The sequence below is a fragment of the Vibrio sp. 10N.247.311.14 genome (assembly GCF_041467715.1).
Lineage (GTDB): Bacteria > Pseudomonadota > Gammaproteobacteria > Enterobacterales > Vibrionaceae > Vibrio > Vibrio crassostreae_C.
The window spans coordinates 1-22075 of the sequence record NZ_JBFSVE010000017.1 but is presented as its reverse complement, the minus strand read 5'-3'; the positions used below and the strand labels follow the sequence as shown (position 1 = coordinate 22075).

Annotated in this window: 16 protein-coding genes and 2 pseudogenes; 16 read left to right on the top strand and 2 right to left on the bottom strand. The window is 45.3% G+C overall.

Translation table 11 applies throughout. From position 1 onward, the window contains the following. Positions 1-76: 76 nt before the first annotated feature. Positions 77-1639, bottom strand: a complete 1563-nt coding sequence (locus tag AB6F11_RS08350; protein WP_102393773.1) for an arylsulfatase — start codon at positions 1637-1639, stop codon at positions 77-79. Between the two features lie 344 nt (positions 1640-1983). Here AB6F11_RS08350 and AB6F11_RS08345 point away from each other — a divergent pair, with 344 nt between their 5' ends. The 16 genes and pseudogenes from AB6F11_RS08345 to AB6F11_RS08270 all read left to right on the top strand — a co-directional run bounded on the left by AB6F11_RS08345 (position 1984) and on the right by AB6F11_RS08270 (position 19841). Beyond that, entirely contained in the window at positions 1984-3531 is a 1548-nt protein-coding gene (locus AB6F11_RS08345) for an arylsulfatase (RefSeq protein ID WP_017060009.1), read from the top strand. A 192-nt stretch (positions 3532-3723) separates the two neighbouring features. Next, complete coding sequence (locus AB6F11_RS08340; protein WP_102398511.1) at positions 3724-6132, top strand: tetratricopeptide repeat protein; 2409 nt, start codon at positions 3724-3726, stop codon at positions 6130-6132. A gap of 149 nt (positions 6133-6281) precedes the next feature. Beyond that, positions 6282-7265 (top strand): MoxR family ATPase, encoded by a 984-nt coding sequence (locus AB6F11_RS08335; protein ID WP_102393775.1) that lies wholly within the window; start codon positions 6282-6284, stop codon positions 7263-7265. Positions 7266-7277: 12 nt separating this feature from the next. Beyond that, positions 7278-8240 carry a DUF58 domain-containing protein gene (locus tag AB6F11_RS08330; RefSeq protein WP_017066900.1) on the top strand — a complete coding sequence of 321 codons (963 nt, stop codon included), beginning with the start codon at positions 7278-7280 and terminating at the stop codon, positions 8238-8240. After that, a complete protein-coding gene (locus AB6F11_RS08325) occupies positions 8241-8783 on the top strand; it encodes a DUF4381 domain-containing protein (RefSeq protein ID WP_017066901.1) in 543 nt (180 codons plus the stop codon). Beyond that, the gene (locus tag AB6F11_RS08320) at positions 8776-9855 is read left to right on the top strand and encodes a VWA domain-containing protein (RefSeq protein WP_102393776.1); all 1080 of its coding nucleotides are present in this window, start codon (positions 8776-8778) and stop codon (positions 9853-9855) included. The genes AB6F11_RS08325 and AB6F11_RS08320 overlap by 8 nt, the downstream gene beginning before the upstream one ends. Continuing rightward, positions 9848-11572: a VWA domain-containing protein gene (locus tag AB6F11_RS08315; RefSeq protein ID WP_102393777.1), complete on the top strand. Its 1725-nt coding sequence runs from the start codon at positions 9848-9850 to the stop codon at positions 11570-11572. The genes AB6F11_RS08320 and AB6F11_RS08315 overlap by 8 nt, the downstream gene beginning before the upstream one ends. After that, entirely contained in the window at positions 11569-12951 is a 1383-nt protein-coding gene (locus tag AB6F11_RS08310) for a BatD family protein (RefSeq protein WP_102393778.1), read from the top strand. The genes AB6F11_RS08315 and AB6F11_RS08310 overlap by 4 nt, the downstream gene beginning before the upstream one ends. A gap of 78 nt (positions 12952-13029) precedes the next feature. Further along, positions 13030-13935: a LysR family transcriptional regulator gene (locus AB6F11_RS08305; protein WP_017064697.1), complete on the top strand. Its 906-nt coding sequence runs from the start codon at positions 13030-13032 to the stop codon at positions 13933-13935. Between the two features lie 19 nt (positions 13936-13954). Continuing rightward, positions 13955-14695 (top strand): YegS/Rv2252/BmrU family lipid kinase, encoded by a 741-nt coding sequence (locus AB6F11_RS08300; protein WP_102393779.1) that lies wholly within the window; start codon positions 13955-13957, stop codon positions 14693-14695. Then, a pseudogene (gene tnpC, locus AB6F11_RS08295) lies at positions 14596-15555 on the top strand (IS66 family transposase); the annotation flags it as partial. The gene AB6F11_RS08300 and the pseudogene tnpC, both read left to right, overlap by 100 nt. A gap of 377 nt (positions 15556-15932) precedes the next feature. Then, positions 15933-16217 (top strand): hypothetical protein, encoded by a 285-nt coding sequence (locus AB6F11_RS08290; RefSeq protein WP_240698612.1) that lies wholly within the window; start codon positions 15933-15935, stop codon positions 16215-16217. A 44-nt stretch (positions 16218-16261) separates the two neighbouring features. Further along, positions 16262-16384 (top strand): annotated as a pseudogene (locus AB6F11_RS08285) (carboxylesterase family protein); the annotation flags it as partial. Further along, a complete protein-coding gene (locus AB6F11_RS08280) occupies positions 16344-16979 on the top strand; it encodes a hypothetical protein (RefSeq protein ID WP_102398512.1) in 636 nt (211 codons plus the stop codon). The pseudogene AB6F11_RS08285 and the gene AB6F11_RS08280, both read left to right, overlap by 41 nt. A gap of 109 nt (positions 16980-17088) precedes the next feature. After that, the gene (locus AB6F11_RS08275) at positions 17089-18765 is read left to right on the top strand and encodes an amidohydrolase family protein (protein ID WP_102319826.1); all 1677 of its coding nucleotides are present in this window, start codon (positions 17089-17091) and stop codon (positions 18763-18765) included. A gap of 92 nt (positions 18766-18857) precedes the next feature. Continuing rightward, entirely contained in the window at positions 18858-19841 is a 984-nt protein-coding gene (locus AB6F11_RS08270) for a GTP-binding protein (protein ID WP_065584640.1), read from the top strand. A 312-nt stretch (positions 19842-20153) separates the two neighbouring features. Here AB6F11_RS08270 and AB6F11_RS08265 read toward each other — a convergent pair whose 3' ends face one another. After that, entirely contained in the window at positions 20154-21329 is a 1176-nt protein-coding gene (locus AB6F11_RS08265; RefSeq protein ID WP_017064690.1) for a threonine/serine exporter family protein, read from the bottom strand. Between the last annotated feature and the right edge of the window lie 746 nt (positions 21330-22075).

Sequence of the window (22075 nt, the reverse complement as noted above, 5' to 3'; positions counted from 1 at the left end):
TTTCGTACTCGATTATGTACTTACTATAAATCTTAGTTAAATACACATCTATACAGTTTGCATCGCCTAGATAGGCTTATTTAGCTTGCGCTGCTGCCGCTTCTAGTTGCTTAAGTTTACCTTGAAGCATGTATGCATTCTGGTTGAAGTTACCTGGGTTCAGTACTTGGCTATTCTGCATAGGGTAATCTGGTAGCGTCGTCATAAACTCTTGAACCTGATTTCCTACTGGAACGAATAACCACATGTTGTCAGCCATCCAACGTAGGTACATGCCAGATTCGTGTGGTGCTTTTTCGAATGGGTCAGCACGTAGGTGAACAACTTGAGGCCAGTTTGGTTGGAAACGCACGGCATCAACAATGTTACCGTCCATTACAGCAAATGAAATCTTGAAGTCGTTCCAACGAACAGCGTTCAATTCAGCATTTGCCGAGAAGTAAAGCAGGCTGTCACGAGGGCCTTTCTCTTCTTTACCTTGGAAGTAAGGTAGGAAGTTGTAACCATCTAGGTGTACACGCCAGTTTTTACCGTTGTAAGTTGCACCTTTGTCAGACGCTAGCTTCTCAACCACTTTATCATCACCAGCTGCTGCTAGTAGAGTAGGGATCCAGTCTTGGTGGCCCATGATGTCGTTGATCTTAGTTCCCGGTTTGATAGTACCAGGCCAGCGAACTAGCTGAGGAACACGCATACCACCTTCGTAAGTTGTACCTTTTTCACCGTGGAAGTAAGTTGCACCACCATCAGGCCAAGATACGGTTTCTGCACCGTTATCGGTAGAATAGATGACGATTGTGTTGTCTGCGATCTTAAGCTCATCAAGCTTGTCTAGAAGAACACCGACTTGGTCATCGTGCTCTAACATGCCATCTGCATAGATGCTGATACCAGATTTACCTTGGTACTTCTCTTGTAGACGAGTCCACACGTGCATACGTGTTGTGTTGTGCCAGATGAAGAATGGTTTGTCAGCTTTCACTGCTTTTTCCATGAACGCTAGAGATTCTTCTAGGAACTCTTCATCTGCGTGCTCCATACGCTTACGCGTCATAGGGCCTGTATCTTCAATCTTACCGTCAGCAGTAGACTTGATTACACCACGAGGGCCGTAGTTCTTACGGAACTCTGGGTCTTTAGGGTAGTAATATGTTTCTGGCTCTTCTTCGGCGTTTAGGTGGTACAGGTTACCGAAGAACTGGTCAAAACCGTGGTTCGTTGGAAGGTGTTTGTCTTGGTCACCCATGTGGTTCTTACCGAACTGAGCTGTCATGTAGCCTTGTTCTTTAAGAAGGTCTGCGATCGTTGGAGCCCAATCAGGGATACCGTGGTCCGAACCTGGCATGCCGATAGTCAATAGACCAGTACGGAAAGGTTCTTGACCTGTTAGGAATGCAGCACGACCAGCAGTACACGATTGTTGACCGTAGTGGTCAGTAAATAGTGCGCCTTCGTTAGCAATACGGTCGATGTTAGGTGTTTCGTAACCCATCATACCGTTGTTGTATGCACTGATGTTGAATACACCAATGTCATCACCCCAGATAGCAAGAATGTTTGGTTTTTCTGCTGCTGTTGCCGCTGAAGAAGCTGCTAATAAGCCAACACCTAATGCTAGTTTATTAATTTTAGTACCCATAAGGACTCCGATTCACTTTTAAGATTAATGCGTTAGAACAACGCATCGATGAGCAAATGTTATTCTCAAAATTCCGTTACGTCCTTTTATAGTGCTTATAACCAATCGTTATGATGCTTAGGTAACCTATTGATTAATATCAGCTCTAGTGGGTACGTAGAATAAAGCCTTAGTTTGTGTGTGATCCTTATCATGTTTGTTGGCGTAAACCTTATCGATGATTTCTGTATCCGTATCTCAATAAAAATGACAAAAAGATTAATAGCTTAGGGAATCTCGCGCATGTGTAAAAAATGGACTATACGTTGTAGGGCAGGATGCAAATAACTTACGAAGAGGTTTCTATGACAGCGAAATATGGCGCTAAACGTCGATTAGCGATTTTGGGTACAGCGATGATGGCCGCGTCCAGCGCCACTTTTGCGGCTGAAAAGCCAAATATATTGGTTATTTGGGGGGACGATATTGGTCAATCCAATGTGAGTGCATACACCTTCGGTCTCATGGGTTACAAAACCCCGAATATTGATAGCATCGCGAAAGAAGGGATGATGTTTACGGACTATTACGCAGAGCAATCTTGTACTGCGGGTCGCTCTACCTTTATCACGGGACAAAGTGTATTACGAACGGGTTTGAGTAAAGTAGGTTTGCCGGGCGCAGACATTGGCTTACAAGCAGAAGACGCGACAATCGCAGAAATGCTGAAACCTATGGGTTACATGACAGGTCAATTTGGTAAAAACCACCTTGGCGATAAAGATGAATTCCTTCCAACAGCACACGGGTTTGACGAATTTTTTGGCAACCTTTACCACCTAAATGCTGAAGAAGAACCAGAGAATGAAGATTACCCAACCGATCCTGAGTTTCGTAAGAAATTTGGCCCTCGTGGTGTCATTAAGTCATTCGCTGATGGCAAGATTGAAGATACCGGTCCACTGACGCGTAAGCGTATGGAAACGGTTGATGAAGAAACACTAGACGCGGCACTTGATTTTATGGATCGCGCAGTGAAAGCGGACAAACCATTCTTCGTGTGGTGGAACGCGACACGTATGCACTTTAGAACGCACGTGAAAGCCGACAGTAAAGGCGTAACCGGTGTCGGTAACTACGCTGATGGTATGGTTGAGCACGATCGACACGTTGGGCAACTATTGAAGCAAGTGGATGAGTTGGGTATCAAAGACAACACGATTGTTTTCTACTCAACGGATAACGGCCCTCACATGAACTCTTGGCCTGATGCGGGTACAACCCCGTTCCGTGGTGAGAAAAACACCAACTGGGAAGGCGCATACCGTGTACCAGCAATGGTTCGTTGGCCTGGTAAGATTGAACCAGGAACCGTATCTAACGAAATCATGCACCATATGGACTGGATGCCAACCTTCGTTGCCGCCGCTGGTGATGACCAAATCAAAGAGAAACTACTCAAAGGTCATACTGCCGGTGATAAAACGTTTAAGGTTCACTTAGATGGTTACAACTTCCTTCCTTACCTAACGGGTGAAGAAGAGAAAGGCCGTCGTTCGGAGATCTTCTACTTTACCGATGATGGTGATTTAGCGGCGCTTCGTTACAACCAATGGAAAGCGGTGTTCATGGAGCAGCGTGCGACGGGTACCATGCAAATTTGGGCTGAACCGTTCGTGACGTTACGTCTTCCTAAGCTGTTTAACCTGCGTATGGACCCATACGAAAACGCAGACATTACATCGAATACATACTACGATTGGTTGTTAGACCATGCTTATATGTTCGTTCCAGCACAGGCGTATGTCGGCAAGTTCCTAGAAACCTTTGCTGAATACCCGCCACGCCAAAAAGCCGCGAGCTTTAGCTTGGATCAGGTAATGGAAAAACTTCAGGAATCTCATAACAAGTAAGTGATTGTTTGAGTGAAACTGAACAGATTGAAGAGCTCTTAGGAGCTCTTTTTTTATGCGCATACCGATGAGTAAATCCCGGTCGTGAATATGAGTCACAACTATCGAGCTCATTGCCACTAAATAATTGTAAATTCGTTGTTTTTACGTCTACCTTATTAAGCATAAGGATGTATAAAAACAAGGAATGTTATGTCTGCATGGTTGTGCTCACTGGTAAACGGATTGAAACACCAGCGAGTCGCAGTATTATCCGCAATCTTGTCTTCACTGATGTTGTCGCTGTTCAGTCTGAACGCCTATGCCAACGAGCAAGACCCTAATATCAACTCTGATATTTCAAAGGCCAACTCTGTAGCGTCACCCGTTAGCTCTGACGCTTTACCTATCGGTTCTAAAGCCAGCTATGTCGGTTCGGAAGCATGTGTTGATTGTCATAGTGAAGAAGTCGCAGCGTGGGAGGGCTCTCATCATGATATGGCGATGAAGCACGCTACAGACGAATCTGTATTAGGCGATTTCAACGATCAAACATTCACTCATGACGGTAAACCCAACCGATTTTTCCGCAAGGGTGAAGAGTTCTGGGTCAATATTGAAGGGCAAGACGGCCACTTTAAAGATTACAAAATCAGCTATACCTTTGCCTTTGAACCACTACAACAATACATGGTTGAATTTGAAGACGGCCGTGTACAGTTGATTCCTTTCGCTTGGGATTCTCGCATTGAGGGCGAAGGCGGTCAACGCTGGTTTCACCTCTATCCTGATACCACCAACACCGATGAATTCTACTGGACCAATAGCGGTCAAAACTGGAACTTCATGTGTGCTGATTGCCATTCAACGAACCTAGAGAAAAACTACGACAGCGCGAGTAATACCTACAACACTACTTGGTCTGAGATTAATGTCGGTTGTGAAGCGTGTCATGGCCCTGCGAGTGAGCACGTTGAAAAGGCTCAGCTAGCAAAAGCTAACGGTGGAAAGGATGCTCCAGTCTCGGCGCATTATGGTTTTGACCGCGACTTGTCGAAGTCGGTCAAAGAGTGGATCTATCAAGAGGGTAATTCAACCCTGCAACCAAAAGACATCATCCATACCAATCAAGTTCAAACCTGTGCTCAATGCCACAGCCGTCGTACTCAGTTAAATGAAACGGGTGATCACGTTAACGGGTCTTTCTTTGATAAGTATCGCTTGAGCTTGATTACCCCAGAGCTTTACCACAACGATGGTCAAATCTACGATGAAGATTACGTTTACGGATCTTTCCTTCAATCCGTGATGGCTGAAAAAGGCGTCACATGTACTAACTGCCACGATCCTCATACCGCTGAACTAAAAATTGCGGAAGAAGCCGTGTGTAGCCAATGTCATATTGCATCAGAATACACGCCTGAAAAGCACACATTCCACGAAGCGAATACTGAAGCTTCACAATGCACGACTTGTCACATGCCAGAGACGACTTACATGGAGGTCGACCCAAGGCGTGACCACAGTTGGCATATCCCACGTCCTGATATTAGCCAACACATTAAAACGCCGAACGTGTGCACTAGCTGTCATGCAGATCAAACCGACCAGTGGGCAGATAAGCAAATCGGTGAGTGGTTCCCAGATTCTAAGTATCGTAATCAGCAGCACTTTGCCGTTGCCTTTTATGCTGACTCGATAGGGCACAGAGGTGCAGAGGATGCGTTGGCATACTCGGCTCAGGACTCTAGCTTAAGCAATATCATTCGTGCATCGAGCATAGAACGTTTGGGCGGTAATACGGGTAAGAATACGCTTATTTCGCTGGCAAGAGCGGTGAAACATGATGATGAAATGATCCGTTTGGGTGTGGTACAAGGCTCGTCTGGTTTCCCATTCACTGACCGTTGGCAAATTCTAGAGCCGCTACTGAAAGACCCTGTATTGTCGATTCGTTCAGAAACCGCAGGCGCATTAGTGCGTTATTGGGGAGAAATGAACCCTCTGCAGAAAGACCAAATCAAGCCTGCATTAGAAGAGTACATTGAAATACAGCAATTTAATGCCGACAGAGGATTTGGACGTACTAACCTAGGCAACGTTTACCGAGATTTAGGCCAGCACGACAAAGCGACTGAGTTTTATCTAGGCGCTATCGAGATTGAGCCTTATTTCGAAAACAGCTACGCCAATTTAGCGGATTTGTATCGAGCGCAAGGTAACGAGGCAAAAGCGTTGTCGACCTTGAAGCAAGGTATTGAAGCTCAGCCTAAATCGAGTGTTTTGCCATACAGCACAGGATTGTCTCTGCTTCGTGTGAAAGATTACGAACAAGCAACGGACTACCTTAAACAAGCCGCTGAAACTGCGCAAACCGACCCTCAATATTGGTATGTGTACGGATTGGCTTTGGAAAAATCGGATGTGCTTGCGGCAAGTCAATCACTGCATAAGGCTTACCAATTTAGCCGCAACCCACAGCACCTGTATGCCCAGTGTGAAGTGTTGGCGCGAAACAGTCATATACCGGGCGTACCAAAGGCGTTTGAGCAATGTATTTCATCATTGAGCAAAGTGGCACCGCCGGAAGCCATTAACCAATTGAAAGCTAGGTTTAAATAAAGCGATGAGGTGAGCTTGGCTATCGAGCTTGCTGCTTATTCCGCTTGTAACCAATTATCGCGTTTATAACTGTTTATCATGTGTATAACTAATAGTTATGGGGCTTGTGAGTAGGATGTACGCAGCCAGATTGAATTAAGGGAAGACCTATGAACCATGCGCAACAAGCAATAAACCAACTGATTGAACAAACAGAGAAAAGTGTTATCGGTCAGAGCCACGTCGTTCGGGCTCTGGTGATAGGGTTATTGACTAATGGCCATGTGCTTTTAGAGGGACTTCCCGGTACAGCGAAAACTCGCTCAGTAAAATCGCTGGCGAATCTACTGAACACCAGTTTTGGTCGAATTCAATTTACGCCAGACCTGCTGCCATCTGATGTGACGGGCACGGAGGTGTATCAAGAGCTTGATGGAAAGCCTCAGTTGCATTTCCAACCGGGTCCTATTTTCAACAGCATTGTATTAGCCGATGAAGTGAACCGTGCGCCTGCAAAAGTACAGGCTGCTCTGCTTGAAGCGATGGCGGAAGGGACGATTACGGTGGGTGGTCAAACTCACATCCTGCCAGATTTGTTCATGGTGCTAGCCACACAAAACCCAGTTGAGCAAGAAGGTACGTATCCACTGCCTGAAGCACAAATGGACCGTTTCATTATGAAAGTGACAGTCGACTATCCAGAAGATGAAGCTGAACGCGACATCATTCGACTTGTGCGCAGTGAGGAACTCGGTAGCGAGACCAGTTCAGAATTAGTCACGCCACAACATATTGAACCTGAGTTGGTACTTGAAGCTCGGCGCCAACTTCCAGACATTGCCGTTTCTGATTTAGTTGAGAACTACATTGTGGCCTTGGTGATGGCAACTCGTAAGCCAGAGCGTTACCCAGAATCAAACTTGTCTAAATGGATTGAGATTGGTTCAAGTCCGCGTGCTTCCATCGCGTTGGATAAATGTGCTCGCGCTTATGCATGGTTGCAAGGACGTGACCATGTCACGTTGGACGATGTGCGTGCCATGTTACTGACCGTATTAGGTCACCGATTCTCGTTGTCTTACGACGCATTGGCCGATGGTGTTGACCATCAAAGAGTGGTTGAAGAACTGCTCGATAATGTTGAGATTGGATAACTAGGGGGCGTCATGGCGAAGCCAACACAAGCTCCCAAATCGCAAGGCCTTGATCCACGACTGTATTGTGATTATTCAAGGTTAGTGCGAATTCAGGCTCAAGCTGAGTCGTTTTCACTGTTACCTCATTTAAAAGCGGGCAGCGTACTTTCGGGCAGACATAACTCTTTGTTCCGTGGTCGTGGTTTGAACTTCGAAGAATTACGTCATTACCAATTGGGTGATGATATCCGTAATCTCGATTGGAAAGTTACGATGCGAACGGGTAAGCCTCATGTTCGTAGCTATACCGAAGAGAAAGACCGTAATGTGATGATCTGTGTCGATCAGCGCAGTTCGATGTTCTTTGCGTCTCAAAACACCATGAAATCTGTTGTGGCTGCCGAAGTGGCGGCATTGTGTGGATGGCGAGTGCTGAAAGATGGTGATCGTGTCGGCTTCGTTTTGGCGTCGCACCAAAAACTGTTTCATACCAAAGCTCAACGTTCTCAATCTGATTTGTTGGCTCAGCTAAAACATCTTACCAAAGCCAATCAAAGCTTAGGCGTCAATGTAAGTGATGGCGATAATGTTGGTTTTAGTCAGTGGATTGAACTGATCAAACGAATGAGACTCAAGCAATCAACCTTGATATTCATTAGTGACTGGCGAGACTGCCGAGAACAACATCTCGATCGACTAAAGCAGTTACAGCAACACAACGATATCTTGGCCATTATGGTCACCGATTCATTAGAACAGTCATTGCCTCAAGATCTTGCAAGCGCAAACTGGGTGGTGGGTGATGGTCGCTTTCAACTTAATCTGGATAGCCAATCTAAGGTTAACCTCGCAAGTGAAAGCCTTGCCCAAAAAGCGGCACTTCAGAAACTGTCCCTTGCTAAATTGATGGCGATGAAAAACCTCCCTTATATAGAATTAGACACGTCGGGCAATCACATATCACAGCTGCAGAAACTAGTGGGAGGGCGCTAAATGGCTGTTGAACATACGCCTCCAAGTACTTATATCCTTCGCGACCTACATGATGTCGCCATTCCTGACAGTGTGAGCTGGGCTCCTCAAACGATCGGCTGGAAGATCCTTGGCGTTATTCTGTTATTGGTCGCTATCTATCTGGCTTATCGCTTGGCGTTAAGGTGGTGGAATAACCGTTATCGCAAAGAAGCGCTTCAAGAACTCATGGTACTGGATGCAAGAGACAAGAACTCAACCGAACGAACCTTTAAAGTCCTCAAAGTGGTGCTTCGTTACCTAGACAGCAGTAATGCCAAGTTGTTTGGCCAAGCTTATGTGAACCGTTTGAACGCTTATCTGCCTGTTAGCGCCAACACGAGTGAAAACAGCAATGCGTTCTTTGCCGATGAAGTTTCGGAATTATGGATGCAAAGCCTAATTGACCCTAATGTGCGTTTGAGCTTTGAACAGCGTTTAGAGGTAATTCAAACCGCGATGATGTGGCTAAAACTTCACAAGCCGAATGTACAGGTAACGGTTGAGGGGCAAGACAATGTTTGATGTTTTATCTGCCAGTTTTGAATTTGCGCATCCGCTGTGGTTTATTGCGCTGCCTTTACCGTTGTTGGTCTACTTTGCGGTGCCAGCTTATCGAACCAAGCAAATGGCCATCAAGGTGCCATTTTTCAGTGAATTGGTTGAAGCGATTGGTGAAGCGCCGTCTGAAGGGGCAAGCCAGCTAACACCAAGCTGGTGGCAACGAACCACGTTGATTATTACTTGGGCATTAGTGGTGTGTGCGCTCGCTAAACCAACCATTCTTGGTGAGCCGCAAGTTCGCGAACAATTAGGTCGTGATGTGATGGTAGTGGTTGATTTATCTGGCTCAATGGCAGAACAAGACTTTACCTCTAAGCGGGGCGATAAAATATCTCGTTTGGACGCGACCAAAGAAGTGCTGGCTGATTTTGCGACTACCCGAAAAGGGGATCGACTCGGTTTGATTCTTTTTGGTGATGCAGCGTTTGTACAAACACCGTTTACAGCTGACCAAGATGTGTGGCTTGAACTGCTTAATCAAACCGATGTCGCGATGGCAGGGCAAAGCACGCACTTAGGTGATGCAATTGGCTTGGCGATTAAGGTGTTTGAACAAAGCGAAAAGCAAAGTGCTGCCGTTCAAGATTCAAGTGTTAATGCCAACGAAAAAGAGAAAGTCGTGATCGTACTAACCGACGGTAATGATACGGGAAGCTTTGTTGAACCGGTTGATGCCGCCAAAGTTGCGAAGGCGAAAGGCGTTCGTATTCACGTGATCGCCATGGGTGACCCACAAACCGTTGGTGAAGTGGCTTTGGATATGGAAACCATCAATCGTGTGGCGCAAGAGTCTGGTGGTGAATCTTTTGAAGTACTTAACCGCGATGAATTGACTAAAGCCTACGCTCAAATCGGTGAACTAGAACCACAGTTATATGAAAGTACCACTTATCGTCCTAAACAGGGGCTGCACCATTACTTAATGGCGATTGTTGTTGTGATGTATCTGACTGCCTTTAGTCTGGCGACTTTACGTAGAAGGTCGCTTTTGGCTTCTAAAACTAAAAAATTGAAAGGAGAGGATGATGCCTGATTCTCTCACTCTACAACAGTTCTTTACCCAGTTTCATTTTATCCGACCTTTGTGGTTGTTGGCCTTTATTCCGATGTTCTTCCTGCTATGGGTTCGTTGGAGAGAAGAGACCAAACCAACGTGGAAAGACATTCTACCGGCACATTTACGTGATGCTTTGACGATTGGCGAAACAGGCTGGCGTAAGCAGCTGCCATTGAAGCTATTGGTGGTGATTGTTACTATCGCCATCATCATCTGTTCTGGCCCAACATGGCAGCGTGAGGCTTCTCCTTTTGGTGAAGACAAAGCGTCGATGTTGGTTGTGCTTGATAACAGTGAATCCATGCTCGCTAAAGACTTACCACCGAGTCGCTTGGAACGATCTAAGCAGAAAATTAGAGACTTATTGGCAGCTCGGAAAGGCGGTAATACGGGCTTAGTGGTTTACGCAGGCAGCGCACACGTCGCGATGCCCGTCACTCAAGACAGCAAGGTATTCGAACCGTTTCTAGCGGCTATTACACCCGATATCATGCCGGTATCAGGTAAGTCAGCAGAAGAAGCATTGCCATTGATTAATCAGCAACTGTCTGGTGAGTTAGGCTCTTCTGTACTGCTGGTATCAGATGGTGTAAACCCAAGCACCATTAGGGCGTACGAGAGTTTCTTTAACGACAATCCGTATCAGTTGCTCATTCTAGCCGCAGGAAACAGTAATGTGGTGAGCGATAACCCAGTCGACCTAGATTCATTGCGTAACTTAGCGAGTAAGACGGGTGGACGAGTGGTTGAGGTGACCGTTGATGATTCGGATATCCAACAACTGAACAGAGCGGTTGAAAGAAACATGCAGCTCAACGGCGAATCTTCAATGCCTTGGAAAGACATGGGCTATGGCTTGCTTATCCCAATGGCGATTATCATGTTGTTGTGGTTCAGAAAAGGATGGTTGGTGCAGTGGTGTGTCGTTGGTCTAGTGATTTCGGGCAGCATCTATTCACCAAGCACTTTGGCGAAAACGGTCAACTTAACCGCTGATAAACCGGTTGTGGTGGAGTCGGTTACGGCTTGGGACAAAACAGCTCAATGGTGGTGGGACTTATGGTTAACGCCTGACCAACAAGGTCAACGCCTGTTGAATCAGAAAGAATACCTTGAAGCGGCAAAACATTTTACTGACCCAATGAGAAAAGGTGCGGCTTACTACTATGCTCGTGATTTTAAGCTCGCACACAGTGCATTCCTGCAAACCAAAACCGATTATGGTTTGTATAATGCCGCGAGTGCTTTAGCTCGACAGCGAGAATACCTTGCCGCGCGAGACCTTTTGAAATCATTAAGCGAGAAAGAGGATCTGTCACCAGAACTAAGAACGGATGTGGAGAACAATCTTGCAGTGCTTAGCGGGATTGTCGAAGAGGTAAACCGAACCAGTGAAAGTCAGTCCGGAACCACAGATGGCCCTGAAGAATCTTTAGAACTCGAAGACGATCAGCCGCGAACGGGTGATGGCGCTGAAGAAGAAACGGTAGCGGAATTGATGCTCAAGGAAACGCTTAATGCCAATGAAATTTTGGGTAGCCAAGAGCTTGCCGATAAGTGGTTGAAGCGAGTAGAAGCCGATCCTAAGTTCTTCTTGAAATCCAAATTCCAAATTCAGTTAAGAGATCCTGCGCCTTCTATCGAACAAGCGTCAAAACAGGAACAGGCATCAAAACAGGAGCAAACCCAATGAGTCGATATGATTTAGCTCTTGAAGCCATTCAATCAAAGAGAGTGCGATTCAGAACCCATAAGTGGTTACTGTCGATGACTCTTATATCGAGTTGGTTTTCTCCTTTTGTTGCTTCTGCTGCCGATATCTTCGATCTCCAAAAAAGTGGTGACGTTGAGCTTATCGCTTGGGTAGGGGAAAAGCCAAAGTCAGGCGATAAGATAACGCCGACTAAAGTGAGCGTTAATGAGCAGGTAATTCTGAATATTGAGGTGGCGACGCCGCGTTGGTTAACGGGAGGGACTCGAATCGGCAGTATCGAAATCCCTAACGTGATCGCTAAGCAACGTAACCAACTCGCGACTAATTACACGGAACGGGTCAATGGCACTACATGGTCGCGTCAACGATGGGAAGTGACGCTCTATCCGATGACTTCTGGCGAGTTTGTCATTCCAACCGTGCCGGTTCGCGTCCAAGTTTCTGCACCTGATGGTTCTAACGTTGGCGGCACGCTTTACACGCAGCCAATTAAGTTTGAAGCTTCGTTGCCTTCAGGTTTACTTGATAATGAATCGCCTTGGTTTTCTGCAACAGAAGTAGATATAGAGCAACAATGGCAACGCTCGAGTGAAAACTTAAAAGTAGGCGATGCCATTACTCGAACGGTAACCATCAAGGCCAAAGACAGTTTGTCTGTTTTACTGCCGGACGTGTTGAACAATGAATCGACCCAGCAATACCAAGCTTACCCGCAGCCTAATCGTTTAGATGATACTCAAGATCGTGGTAACTACCGTTCCAGTCGAATTGAGGAGACGGTTTATGTTATTCAGCAGGGTGGTGAATTTACGTTGCCAGAGTTTTCATTTCAGTGGTGGGACTGCAAGAATCAACGCCTTGAAACCGTGGTGATAAAAGGGAATGTGTTTGAAGCCAAACACACAGTCCAATCTTTCATCAAGGCTTACATGTCAGTGTTTATTAGCGTTGGTCTGGCACTGTTGTTCAGTGTGGCGTGCTTTGTTTCTGTTAAACGTTATTATGCGAACCGCCCAACACCGAGTTGGCTGGTACTACGTCGTTTAGTTAAGCAAGGTAATTGGGCTGCATTAAGAACCTTTATCTACCGTCAATTGCGAAACCAAACCTCTCAGTTAGAACTGAATAAAGTGCAACTGGATAAAGCGCAACATGGTAAATCAAATGGACAAAAGCGTTGGCTAGAAGATAGCGAAGCCCTTCAACAAGGATGTGAAGATAAAAACGTATTCACTCGTTTATGGAAAGGGTTACGTAACTTGCCCAGTGACACATCAAAGTCAAGCAATTCTCGTTCAATTGCCGCTCGCTTGAAAATCCCTAAAGCCTTGCCAAACTTAAAAGATAGAACTAAGTAGCAAACTTTAGTCATTCGCATCGAACATAATCGGCAGCTTCTCTACTATGGGGAACCTGCTTCTTTAATATGGAACTGTATGAAAAGTACCGAACTCAATCTAATTCCTATATTTGTTGCTATCTATGAAGAGCAGAACTTATCTAGAGCTGCTAATCGCATGGATATAAGCCAACCAGCAGTGAGTAAAGCACTTGCAAGGTTGAGAGATATCTATGATGAGCCACTGTTTCATCGCACCACATCAGGCGTAGAGCCAACCACATTCGCTATTGATATCTATCCTGCAATGGCCGCTGCACTTAAAAACTTTACTTCTACCTTATCCGCATCAAGAGACTTCGATCCTAAAACCTCAGGCCGCGTGTTTTCCATTGCCTGCGTCTCGGCGGCGAGCTACGAAATGATGCCAAAAGTCATGCGGTTAATCAGCCAAGTCGCACCAGGTATCGCGTTAGAGGTTCATCCTCTGTTTACCGAAGACTATGAGTCTGATTTAAGGCTGCAAAGACACGACGTGATTGTTGATATGACGCCTAAAGGAAGAACCATGCTTAAGCACGAGGTGATTTCTACAGAAGAGCTGGTCGTGGTGTGTAGTAGTGATCATCCTACGGTTGGCGATACCATCGATATGGAACAGTTCTTAGCACTCGAGCATGTGGTGGTCTCTAGGTGGCATGCGCGCAAAAGCTTATTAAGCTCTGAGCACTATAGTGACCTTGAGAAACGTAGAATCGTGTATCGCGCAGCGGGCGTTGTAGAGATGCTTCCTGTTATCGAAGGCTCTGAGTACATCGGAGTAATGCCTATTTCATCAGTGCGTTGTTTTGCTGAAAAGTACGCGGTAAAAACACTACCATTACCCTTCGAGTTGGAAGACCTCGATATGTGTATGATTTGGCATCCAAGCCGTACTAATGAACCAAGCCATAAGTGGTTACGAGCTAAGATCAAAGCGGCAGCAAAAGAGTTATCAAGTTAGCCTATACAAGGACATAGCCATGGACAGCATTCGCGTGATTTTAAACGGAAAGAAAGCCAATATCCCGGAATTAAGGCAAGCCACCTTTGCGGCGAGGGACAATGATATTGACCTGCAAGTTAGAGTGACTTGGGAATCGTCGGACATGTTTCGTTTGGTAAGCGAGGCAATATGCGATGGTGTCAAGCGTCTGATTGTTGTCGGTGGCGATGGAACGGTGAATGAAGCCGTTAACGCGCTCAACCTGTTCCGTGCCAGTGAAAGACCACAACTGGCGCTTGTCCCAATGGGCACTGCGAATGATTTTGCTACCGCAACGGGAATACCTAACGATATTTCGGGTGCTTTTGAACTAGCGCTGGAAGGCAAGGCGTTTGCGGTGGATAGCGCGCGTGCGAATGACCGCTATTTTATGAATGTCGCTGCGGCGGGTTTTGGTGCTGAAGTCACAGCTGAAACGCCAGTCGAGCTTAAAGATTTTCTCGGTGGCGGTGCGTATACACTAACAGGTGTGGTGAAAGCACTTGGCTTTAAGCCCTACAGTGGCACGTTGCCCATAGACAAAGGCAGCTTTACCGGCGAGATCCTTGTTGGTGCTTTTTGTAATGGTCGCTTAGCGGGTGGAGGACAAGAGTTAGCACCCAATGCATTGATTGATGATCGCTGTTTACCCAGTCGGGTATCGAGCTATCACGCGCCACCATGGCAAGGTGGGTTATCCAAGTCAGTGAGAAGTTCGCCCCGCTGTATGTGGCCTTGAAGGAGAACCTACTTCAACAAGTGGTGGTTCAGGCGGATGAAACGCCGCTCAATGTGCTCAAAGAAGAGAAGCAGTGTTATATGTGGCTTTACTGCTCAGGCGCTGACTCGCCCGAAGCGGCACTGCCGAATGTGAAAAAATCGCCTTGTACGACTATCAAAACAGTCGCGCGAGGGTGTGCCCCGTGGACTTTTTAGGTGACTACAACGGTTATCTACAAACCGATGGCTACACGGCTTATCATGGTCTGCATCACGTCACTAATGTGGGGTGCTTAACGCAAGTTCATGGACGCGAAGAAGCTTCAAGGGGAAGGTAAATCGGGCAAGGCTGATAAAGTTCTGGCTAAACCCCAAAAGCTCTACGGGATAGAATCACGCTTAAAAGGTGCGCCTGCCGAAGAACGCAAAGCAGAGCGTTAAGCGTATGCCAAGCCGATACTGGATGAGCTTTACCAATGGATGACAACCCAGAAGGTGATAGGCTCTAGCCCACTAGGCAAAGCAATAAAGTACTAGCTCGGGCAATGGCCTAAACTCATTCGTTATATCGACGATGGTCACTTATCTATCGATAATAATCGCGCTGAACGCGCAATTAAACCGCTGGTTATTGGCAGGAAAAATTGGCTATTCTCCAACACACCAAACGGTGCTGAGGCGAGCGCGATGCTTTACAGTATCGTCGAGACTGCAAAAGCCAACGGTCTTATCCTCTAAGACTACATGGTCAAGTGCATGAAAGAGCTCGCGAAAGCAGAGCCTGATATCGACGCACTTCTACCTTGGACCTCTTCGGGTCAAGTCAAAACAGACCTCAACAATATTGGCTTTGGCCTCGAAACTTACGTTTGGTGCTAACTATGCCATCGGACTCTAATAACATATTTGGGTTCTTTGATGAGTTTGAAGCTTCAGAAGGAGAGTCACAGCAACCCCCTATAGAGCTGTTTCAAGAACCCGTTGAAATTTTATCAACCCTAGATAGTCAGCCAAAGAAGGTACAACAAGAAGTCTTTGTGATAAATAAAAAGCGACATCCACTCACGGTAGTGAATATATGTAGGATCACGTCCTGCATAAGCGATTTATTCAAATTTAAAGAGTGAATTAATATCGCACCATAAAGAAAAAATACTTCAAATACTCCAGAAATGAGCATGGCTGAGCATAGGGATTCTCAGGTTTGATGATACCAATATCAGGTCAGATGGCCGAACACATTTATGGGTACAACCATGAATTTAACGCATCGCTCACTCATGGTTATCGCTATCACTATTGCTCTTTCTGCGTGGGGTAGTGATGAAACCAGCTCACGTCCTATTAAGCCAGAACCGCTTCAGACATTACCAACAGAGCAGGTTTCAGTATCCATCGGGGACGCGACTCTTTTCGCAAATAGAGAGTCTGTTGTGATCAATACCTTAGCAGGTGACGAGCAACGCGTATCCATTGAAGCGTTTAAAGGAATCACTTACGCCGATCAACAACGTTTTCAGCACAGTCACTCCGTCAATTAGAACACAATGCTGATAGCGCTATAGATGCGACACAATTTGGCGCCGTGTGCCCACAGCTTAAAATAACCCAGCAAGAGCAATCTGAAGATTGCTTGAATCTTAATATTTGGCGTCCTTCGGAGACCAATGGTTCAGAGTCATTACCCGTGTATGTCTTTATTCATGGTGGGGACTTTGAATATGGCGCAGGTTCTGATACCGACATTAACGGTGATACCGTCGTGGCTAAAAGATACCATTCGATATACGGGTGGCGTTGGCGCTGGAAAGGCGAACCTCGATATTTTCAAAGAGTTCAGTATAGGTGCGTCGTACAACAAAACGATTCAATTCGGCACAAAAAACTCGGGAGTCGCTGCGCTTCAGCAGCTCCAGTTTCGAGTGGCAAACACACCATTGATGCTGGGTGTGAAACAGATTATTGGCCAGAGCTCGGTAGAGTTTGAGACCAGTAATGAAGATGTGAATAACGCTATCAATGGCGTTATTCAATATTTTATGGGCGAAAGCTCGGTGACCTCTGGGCTGGGTGTTGTCGCGGAATACGATAATGCGATTGATAATCGTTGGACCGTTTCTGCGTTTTATGGCCTGGATAAAGCGACAGTAGAGGGCAGTCTGTCAGACGATGAAAGTGTCGATGCGTATGGTGCTGGATTTCGCTATCAGATAGCTTGCCGATATGGGTTACACATGGGGGTAGACCTCGCTTTTAGTGACGTTGACAGCGCGTTTTATATAACGGTTGGCAGTGGATTCTAATGATGGAAAGGTGGGTGTTAGTCAATCGATTGATTTTTCTACATGCAGCATAGTTTTCATAGCAATCATGAACTAATATTCTTTTACAACAAACATAACAGGTATCAATATGAAAAATTACGACCCAAATGAATTGGACGCTACGCAAGTATTACTTGATGGTGTCGATACAGATAAACGTTCGACTTTGACTAAGTTAGCGGTTGGGGCTGCGGCACTGCCTTTTGCCTCTGTTTTACATGCAGCCCCTGAAAAACTGGTTGGCCAAAACATCAAACTGATGCCTAACGAGAAAGGGCCATTTGATATCGTTATCGAAAATGGCCGTGTTGTTGATCCTGAAACTGGACTCGACGCAATTCGTCACGTCGGTATTAAAGGTAAGCGTATTGCTGCAATCTCAGACAAAAAGCTGCAAGGCAAAACAATCATCGATGCTGAAGGTCTCGTGGTTGCACCTGGCTTTATCGATATGCACGCTCACGGACAACAACTTCCTGCTGCCCGTGCTCAAGCATTCGATGGCGTAACCACCGCTCTTGAGATGGAATCTGGTCTATTCCCAATCGGAACGTACTACGATATTACTGCTGCTGAAGGTCGCCCGATTAATTACGGCGCTTCTGTAGCATGGACTTACGCTCGTATTCAAGCAAAAGAACCTACGATGCCTGCTCCTGATGGTACGATTGTTTGGTTCCAGAAAGCTTTTTCTAAAAACAATTGGCAAAATACCCTAGCAACCCCAGATGAATTAAAACAAATTCTGGGCTCGGTTGAGCAAGGTCTTAAAGAGGGGGGCTTAGGCATTGGTATTAACGCGGGTTACGCACCAGGTTATGGCCACAAAGAGTACTATGATCTTGCTAAACTAGCAAAACGCTATGAAGTACCAACTTACACTCACGTTCGTTACCTAAACAGCGCAGAGCCAAAATCAAGCTTTGAAGCATACCAAGAACTCATTAGCCTGTCGGCGACAACGGGTGCACACATGCACATTTGTCACCTCAACAGCACGTCAGTACAAGATATCGAAGATTGTGCCGATTTAGTTCAATCCGCCATTGATCAAGGTTTAGCCGTTACTACTGAAGCTTATCCTTATGGTGCTGGCTCTTCCGTTATTGGCGCAGAAGTTTTCCGTGGTGACGATTGGTTACAACGTTGGGGTGTACCAAGCGCTAGCTACATGGAAGCGAATGGTAAAGCACTAAACCAAGAAAAAGTCACTGAACTACAAGCATCAGCGCCCGGTACCGTGGTTGTCATGCACTTCTTAAAACCCGATGAGAACAAAGAAGATCGCGCTAAAATGGACCGTTCAGTATTGTTCCCAGGTGCAGCTATCGCTTCAGATGCAATGCCTTGGATGGATGATAAAGGCGTATTAATTGAAGGTGATGTATGGCCACTTCCAAGCAACGCAATAGCTCACCCTCGCTCACTTGCTTGTTTCTCTCGTTTTATTGAAAAATATGTCGAGGAATACAAAGCGGTAACACTAGTAGAAGCGATGGAAAGAACTAGCTTAAACGCATGTCGTATTCTTGAGGATGCTGTGCCACAAATGGCAAATAAAGGTCGTATTCAAGTAGGTAAAGATGCTGATTTAGCTATTTTCAAACTTGATGAAGTAAAAGCCGTTGCAACATTTGATAAACCAAATGCCCTTTCTACAGGCATGAAATACGTACTTGTAAACGGGACACCTATCATTGAAGCTGGTGAAATGTTGTTAGATTCAAACCCAGGTGAAGCGGTTCGCAACAAAGTTACTGGCTAAGTTATCCTGACTTAAAAGGTTGGGCATTAGCTCAACCTTTTTTATTGCTTACCGAGTAAATATAGACAACGAAAATCGAAAGAGAGCATGCTATGAGCAAGAAGCCTATTCCAGTAACAATTTTAGCCGGATTTTTAGGAGCAGGGAAAACGACCCTACTAAACCATATATTAACCAATGCAAATGGAATGCGCATGGCTGTGATCGTCAATGATTTTGGATCAATCAATGTTGATGCGGAGTTAGTTAAATCTGAAAGTGAAAATATGATCAGCCTAGAGAATGGCTGTATCTGTTGTAACCTTGCAGAAGGACTAGTCGTTTCGGTAATGCGTTTACTCGCATTAGAGGAACGCCCAGACCATATTATTGTTGAAACTTCAGGTATCGCAGAACCCAAAGAAGTGGCACTTCAATTTGAAGATCCGGAACTGCAAGCACACGCACCTTTAAATGCAATCGTGACGACGATCGATGCGGAAAACATTTTAGGGCTAGAAGGCCCAATGGAGACGTTGTCGAAGCAGCAAATTCAAGTGGCTGACATTGTTCTGGTTAATAAAGTTGACCTAGTCGATGCTGATAAACTAGAGCAAGTCAAAGCATGGTGCCGAGTACAAGCTCCGTTTGCTAAATTGATTGATATTTCATTCGGCGAAGTGGATTTACCTATCTTATTTGATGCCCCTGAAAGTACGCGCTTTGTCACTAACAAAATAGCGGCTGATCAAAAGGAATGCCAGCACCATGATTGTCATGATGAGCACTGTCATCACGTGAACCATGATTTCGAAACATTCAGCTTTGAAACTGATCAACCGCTTAATCTACAAAGTTTGTATCCTCTACTGCAACAGTTTTCAATTGATGCTTATCGCATGAAAGGTATTTTAAATTTAACCGATCGTCCTGATCATCGCTGTGTATTTCAGTGCACGGGTCAGCGAGCCAATGTGACGGTTGGAGATGCATGGGAAGATGATGAATCTCGTTCGTCACGGTTAGTCTTCATTGGACCTAAAGGTGGCCTTGATAAAGAGAGTATGCGTAAAAAACTGAACGCACTGGTGGCGTAGTTAGAACGGAAATGGAGTAGATGGCAAGCCTATCAACCTAGCGCTTGCCTATACCTAGCTTACCTCTGCCTACTTTGCATTGACTCATCCTAAGCATCCTTATCTTATTGAATTATTGGCTAATTTCGATTCTATTCGGTTTTTCCAAATCCATATTGCTCATTCCCCTCGCCATCTGAAACAAAATAGTCTTATCGATTTTCGAGACTCTGTTCATCAGTACCTTCTCAGAATCGTTTAACGTCAAAAAGCAGATAAAGACTCAATCGTGGGTTATTGGGGCGTGTTGATCAGCGATTGTTAGCTCGATGGTTAGTCCTCAATGATGGAATCAAAATGACGACTAAATATAGAATAAACCATGATTTGTCCCGCCATAATCGCGCCAAACATCAGCAAGGCGGACAGACCAATATTCGGAATGGGTAAAATGGAGGTCGCAAAGAAGGACTCACTTGCTCCGACAATGATTCGACTACCGGGGACAAGAATGATGATCCCTTGAATAATGTATATGAGTGGTGGAACGTGACGCAATTTTCCCATCCCCAACCCGTAAAGCGTAATGAGTATTGTGCTTACCCATGTACCTACAACCCAATCGGAAGTAAACCAATGTGGCCCCCACATGCCAATTGCCGCGACAGGAAGGCCTAAGAGAATTTCTGTCATACTTGCGTTGAAAATAAGGCCAATAGCGACAGAAATCCCGATCAGTGCGGTGACATGAAGAACGAATGGGATTTCATCAATAAATACCGGTACCGATAATGGTTGATTGATTATGTTGGCTAAGCCTAACCCCATAACAATGCCGATGAATATTTTCATTACTATGAGTGCGCTTTGTGCAAGCAGTTCGATACCTGACCGAAAGTCATTGAGAGCAAGACTGGCTAAGCCGTTGGTGACGGTTAACCCAGGAATAAAAAGGACAATGGAAGAAATGCACAGTGCCAATGTTGGTAAGCCGGGAACCTGTGCCGCTATCATACCGGTTAAAAAACTGGCTACTAAGGCGACAAAGAACTCGACAAGAATGCTTCTTGGCCCAGTCAGGAAAATTTGTGCTAGCCAGGCTATAGCGCCCAGAATAATGGATAAACCGACCGCCAGATAAGTACTGCCAACTAACATTAAATAACATGGCGGAAGCAATAAATTGGCAAAGCACAAGGTACGATTCGAGTAGGTTTCTGAACCTTCGTAATGGGAATGAGTCGAAAACCCTTTAAGCGTTGCGACTAAATCACGTAAGTTAACCGAGGGTGGTTTTTTGTTTTCCATCACGACTTTTTGCGTGGGTTGCTCAAAAATAGTGATGACTTTTGTCGGGGTCACATCAATAGAGACATCAATGTTCTGGCGTTTTGCATAAGCTTGAGTGTATTGAGCTACCGAGTAAGGCGCACAACCAGATTGATGTAATCGGTCCGAAAAGCTCAAAATTTCTTGCTGGCATTGTTCGATATGATTTGTTTGTTTCATTCTGTTTGTTTCTCAATAACCAAGGCGATATATGTTTGAGGGGCATTCTAATTCAATAGTATCCTCATTCAAGCGTAACCAATAGTCGTGTATAGAGGACGGGCTCCTACAAACGAACAAGGCAATGGTTAAAAAGATAGGATTCATTGAATGAGAGGTTATCAGTTTATCGTTGAGGTAAATCAGTCATTGTTGAAGCTGCAACCTCAAAAATAGATCCGCTCACGCAGCTATTTGAAGGCGTAAAACTCCAAATCCATGAGGTGATTGATTTAACTCTGAGGCTTTTAGAAAAGCTCGGTAATGAGTAAAGGAAACTAATATTTAGGAAATGGAAGCCTAAATAAGATTGATGATGAGCGTTAGAATCACAACTAGAATGGAACCGACATAAGCAATTTCAATAATGTTTGAATCAATCCAGTTGCAGTATGCTTGAATTGCTAAACTCAGTTTGTTTTTCATAATGGCCTTTGGAAAATTAACCGAAATCTACTGTAAATAATAGCTTATTATGAGTGAGCTTTGATGACGGTTTCAAAGGTTCCTTAGCGCTAACAGTGTGATTGCGGCGCTCAGGTATTAACAATATCGTCCCGTGGGTTCATGGGGCGGATACAGTCGATAAGGTTTAAGAGCAGAAAGTTGGGCTAAAAAAGAGCCGCTTATTTGTGGTTCATCGCGGCTTTCCAAGAAGTAGTCGGTATCTCGATACCCATACCCCATTCGCTTGATTAGCTTTATCT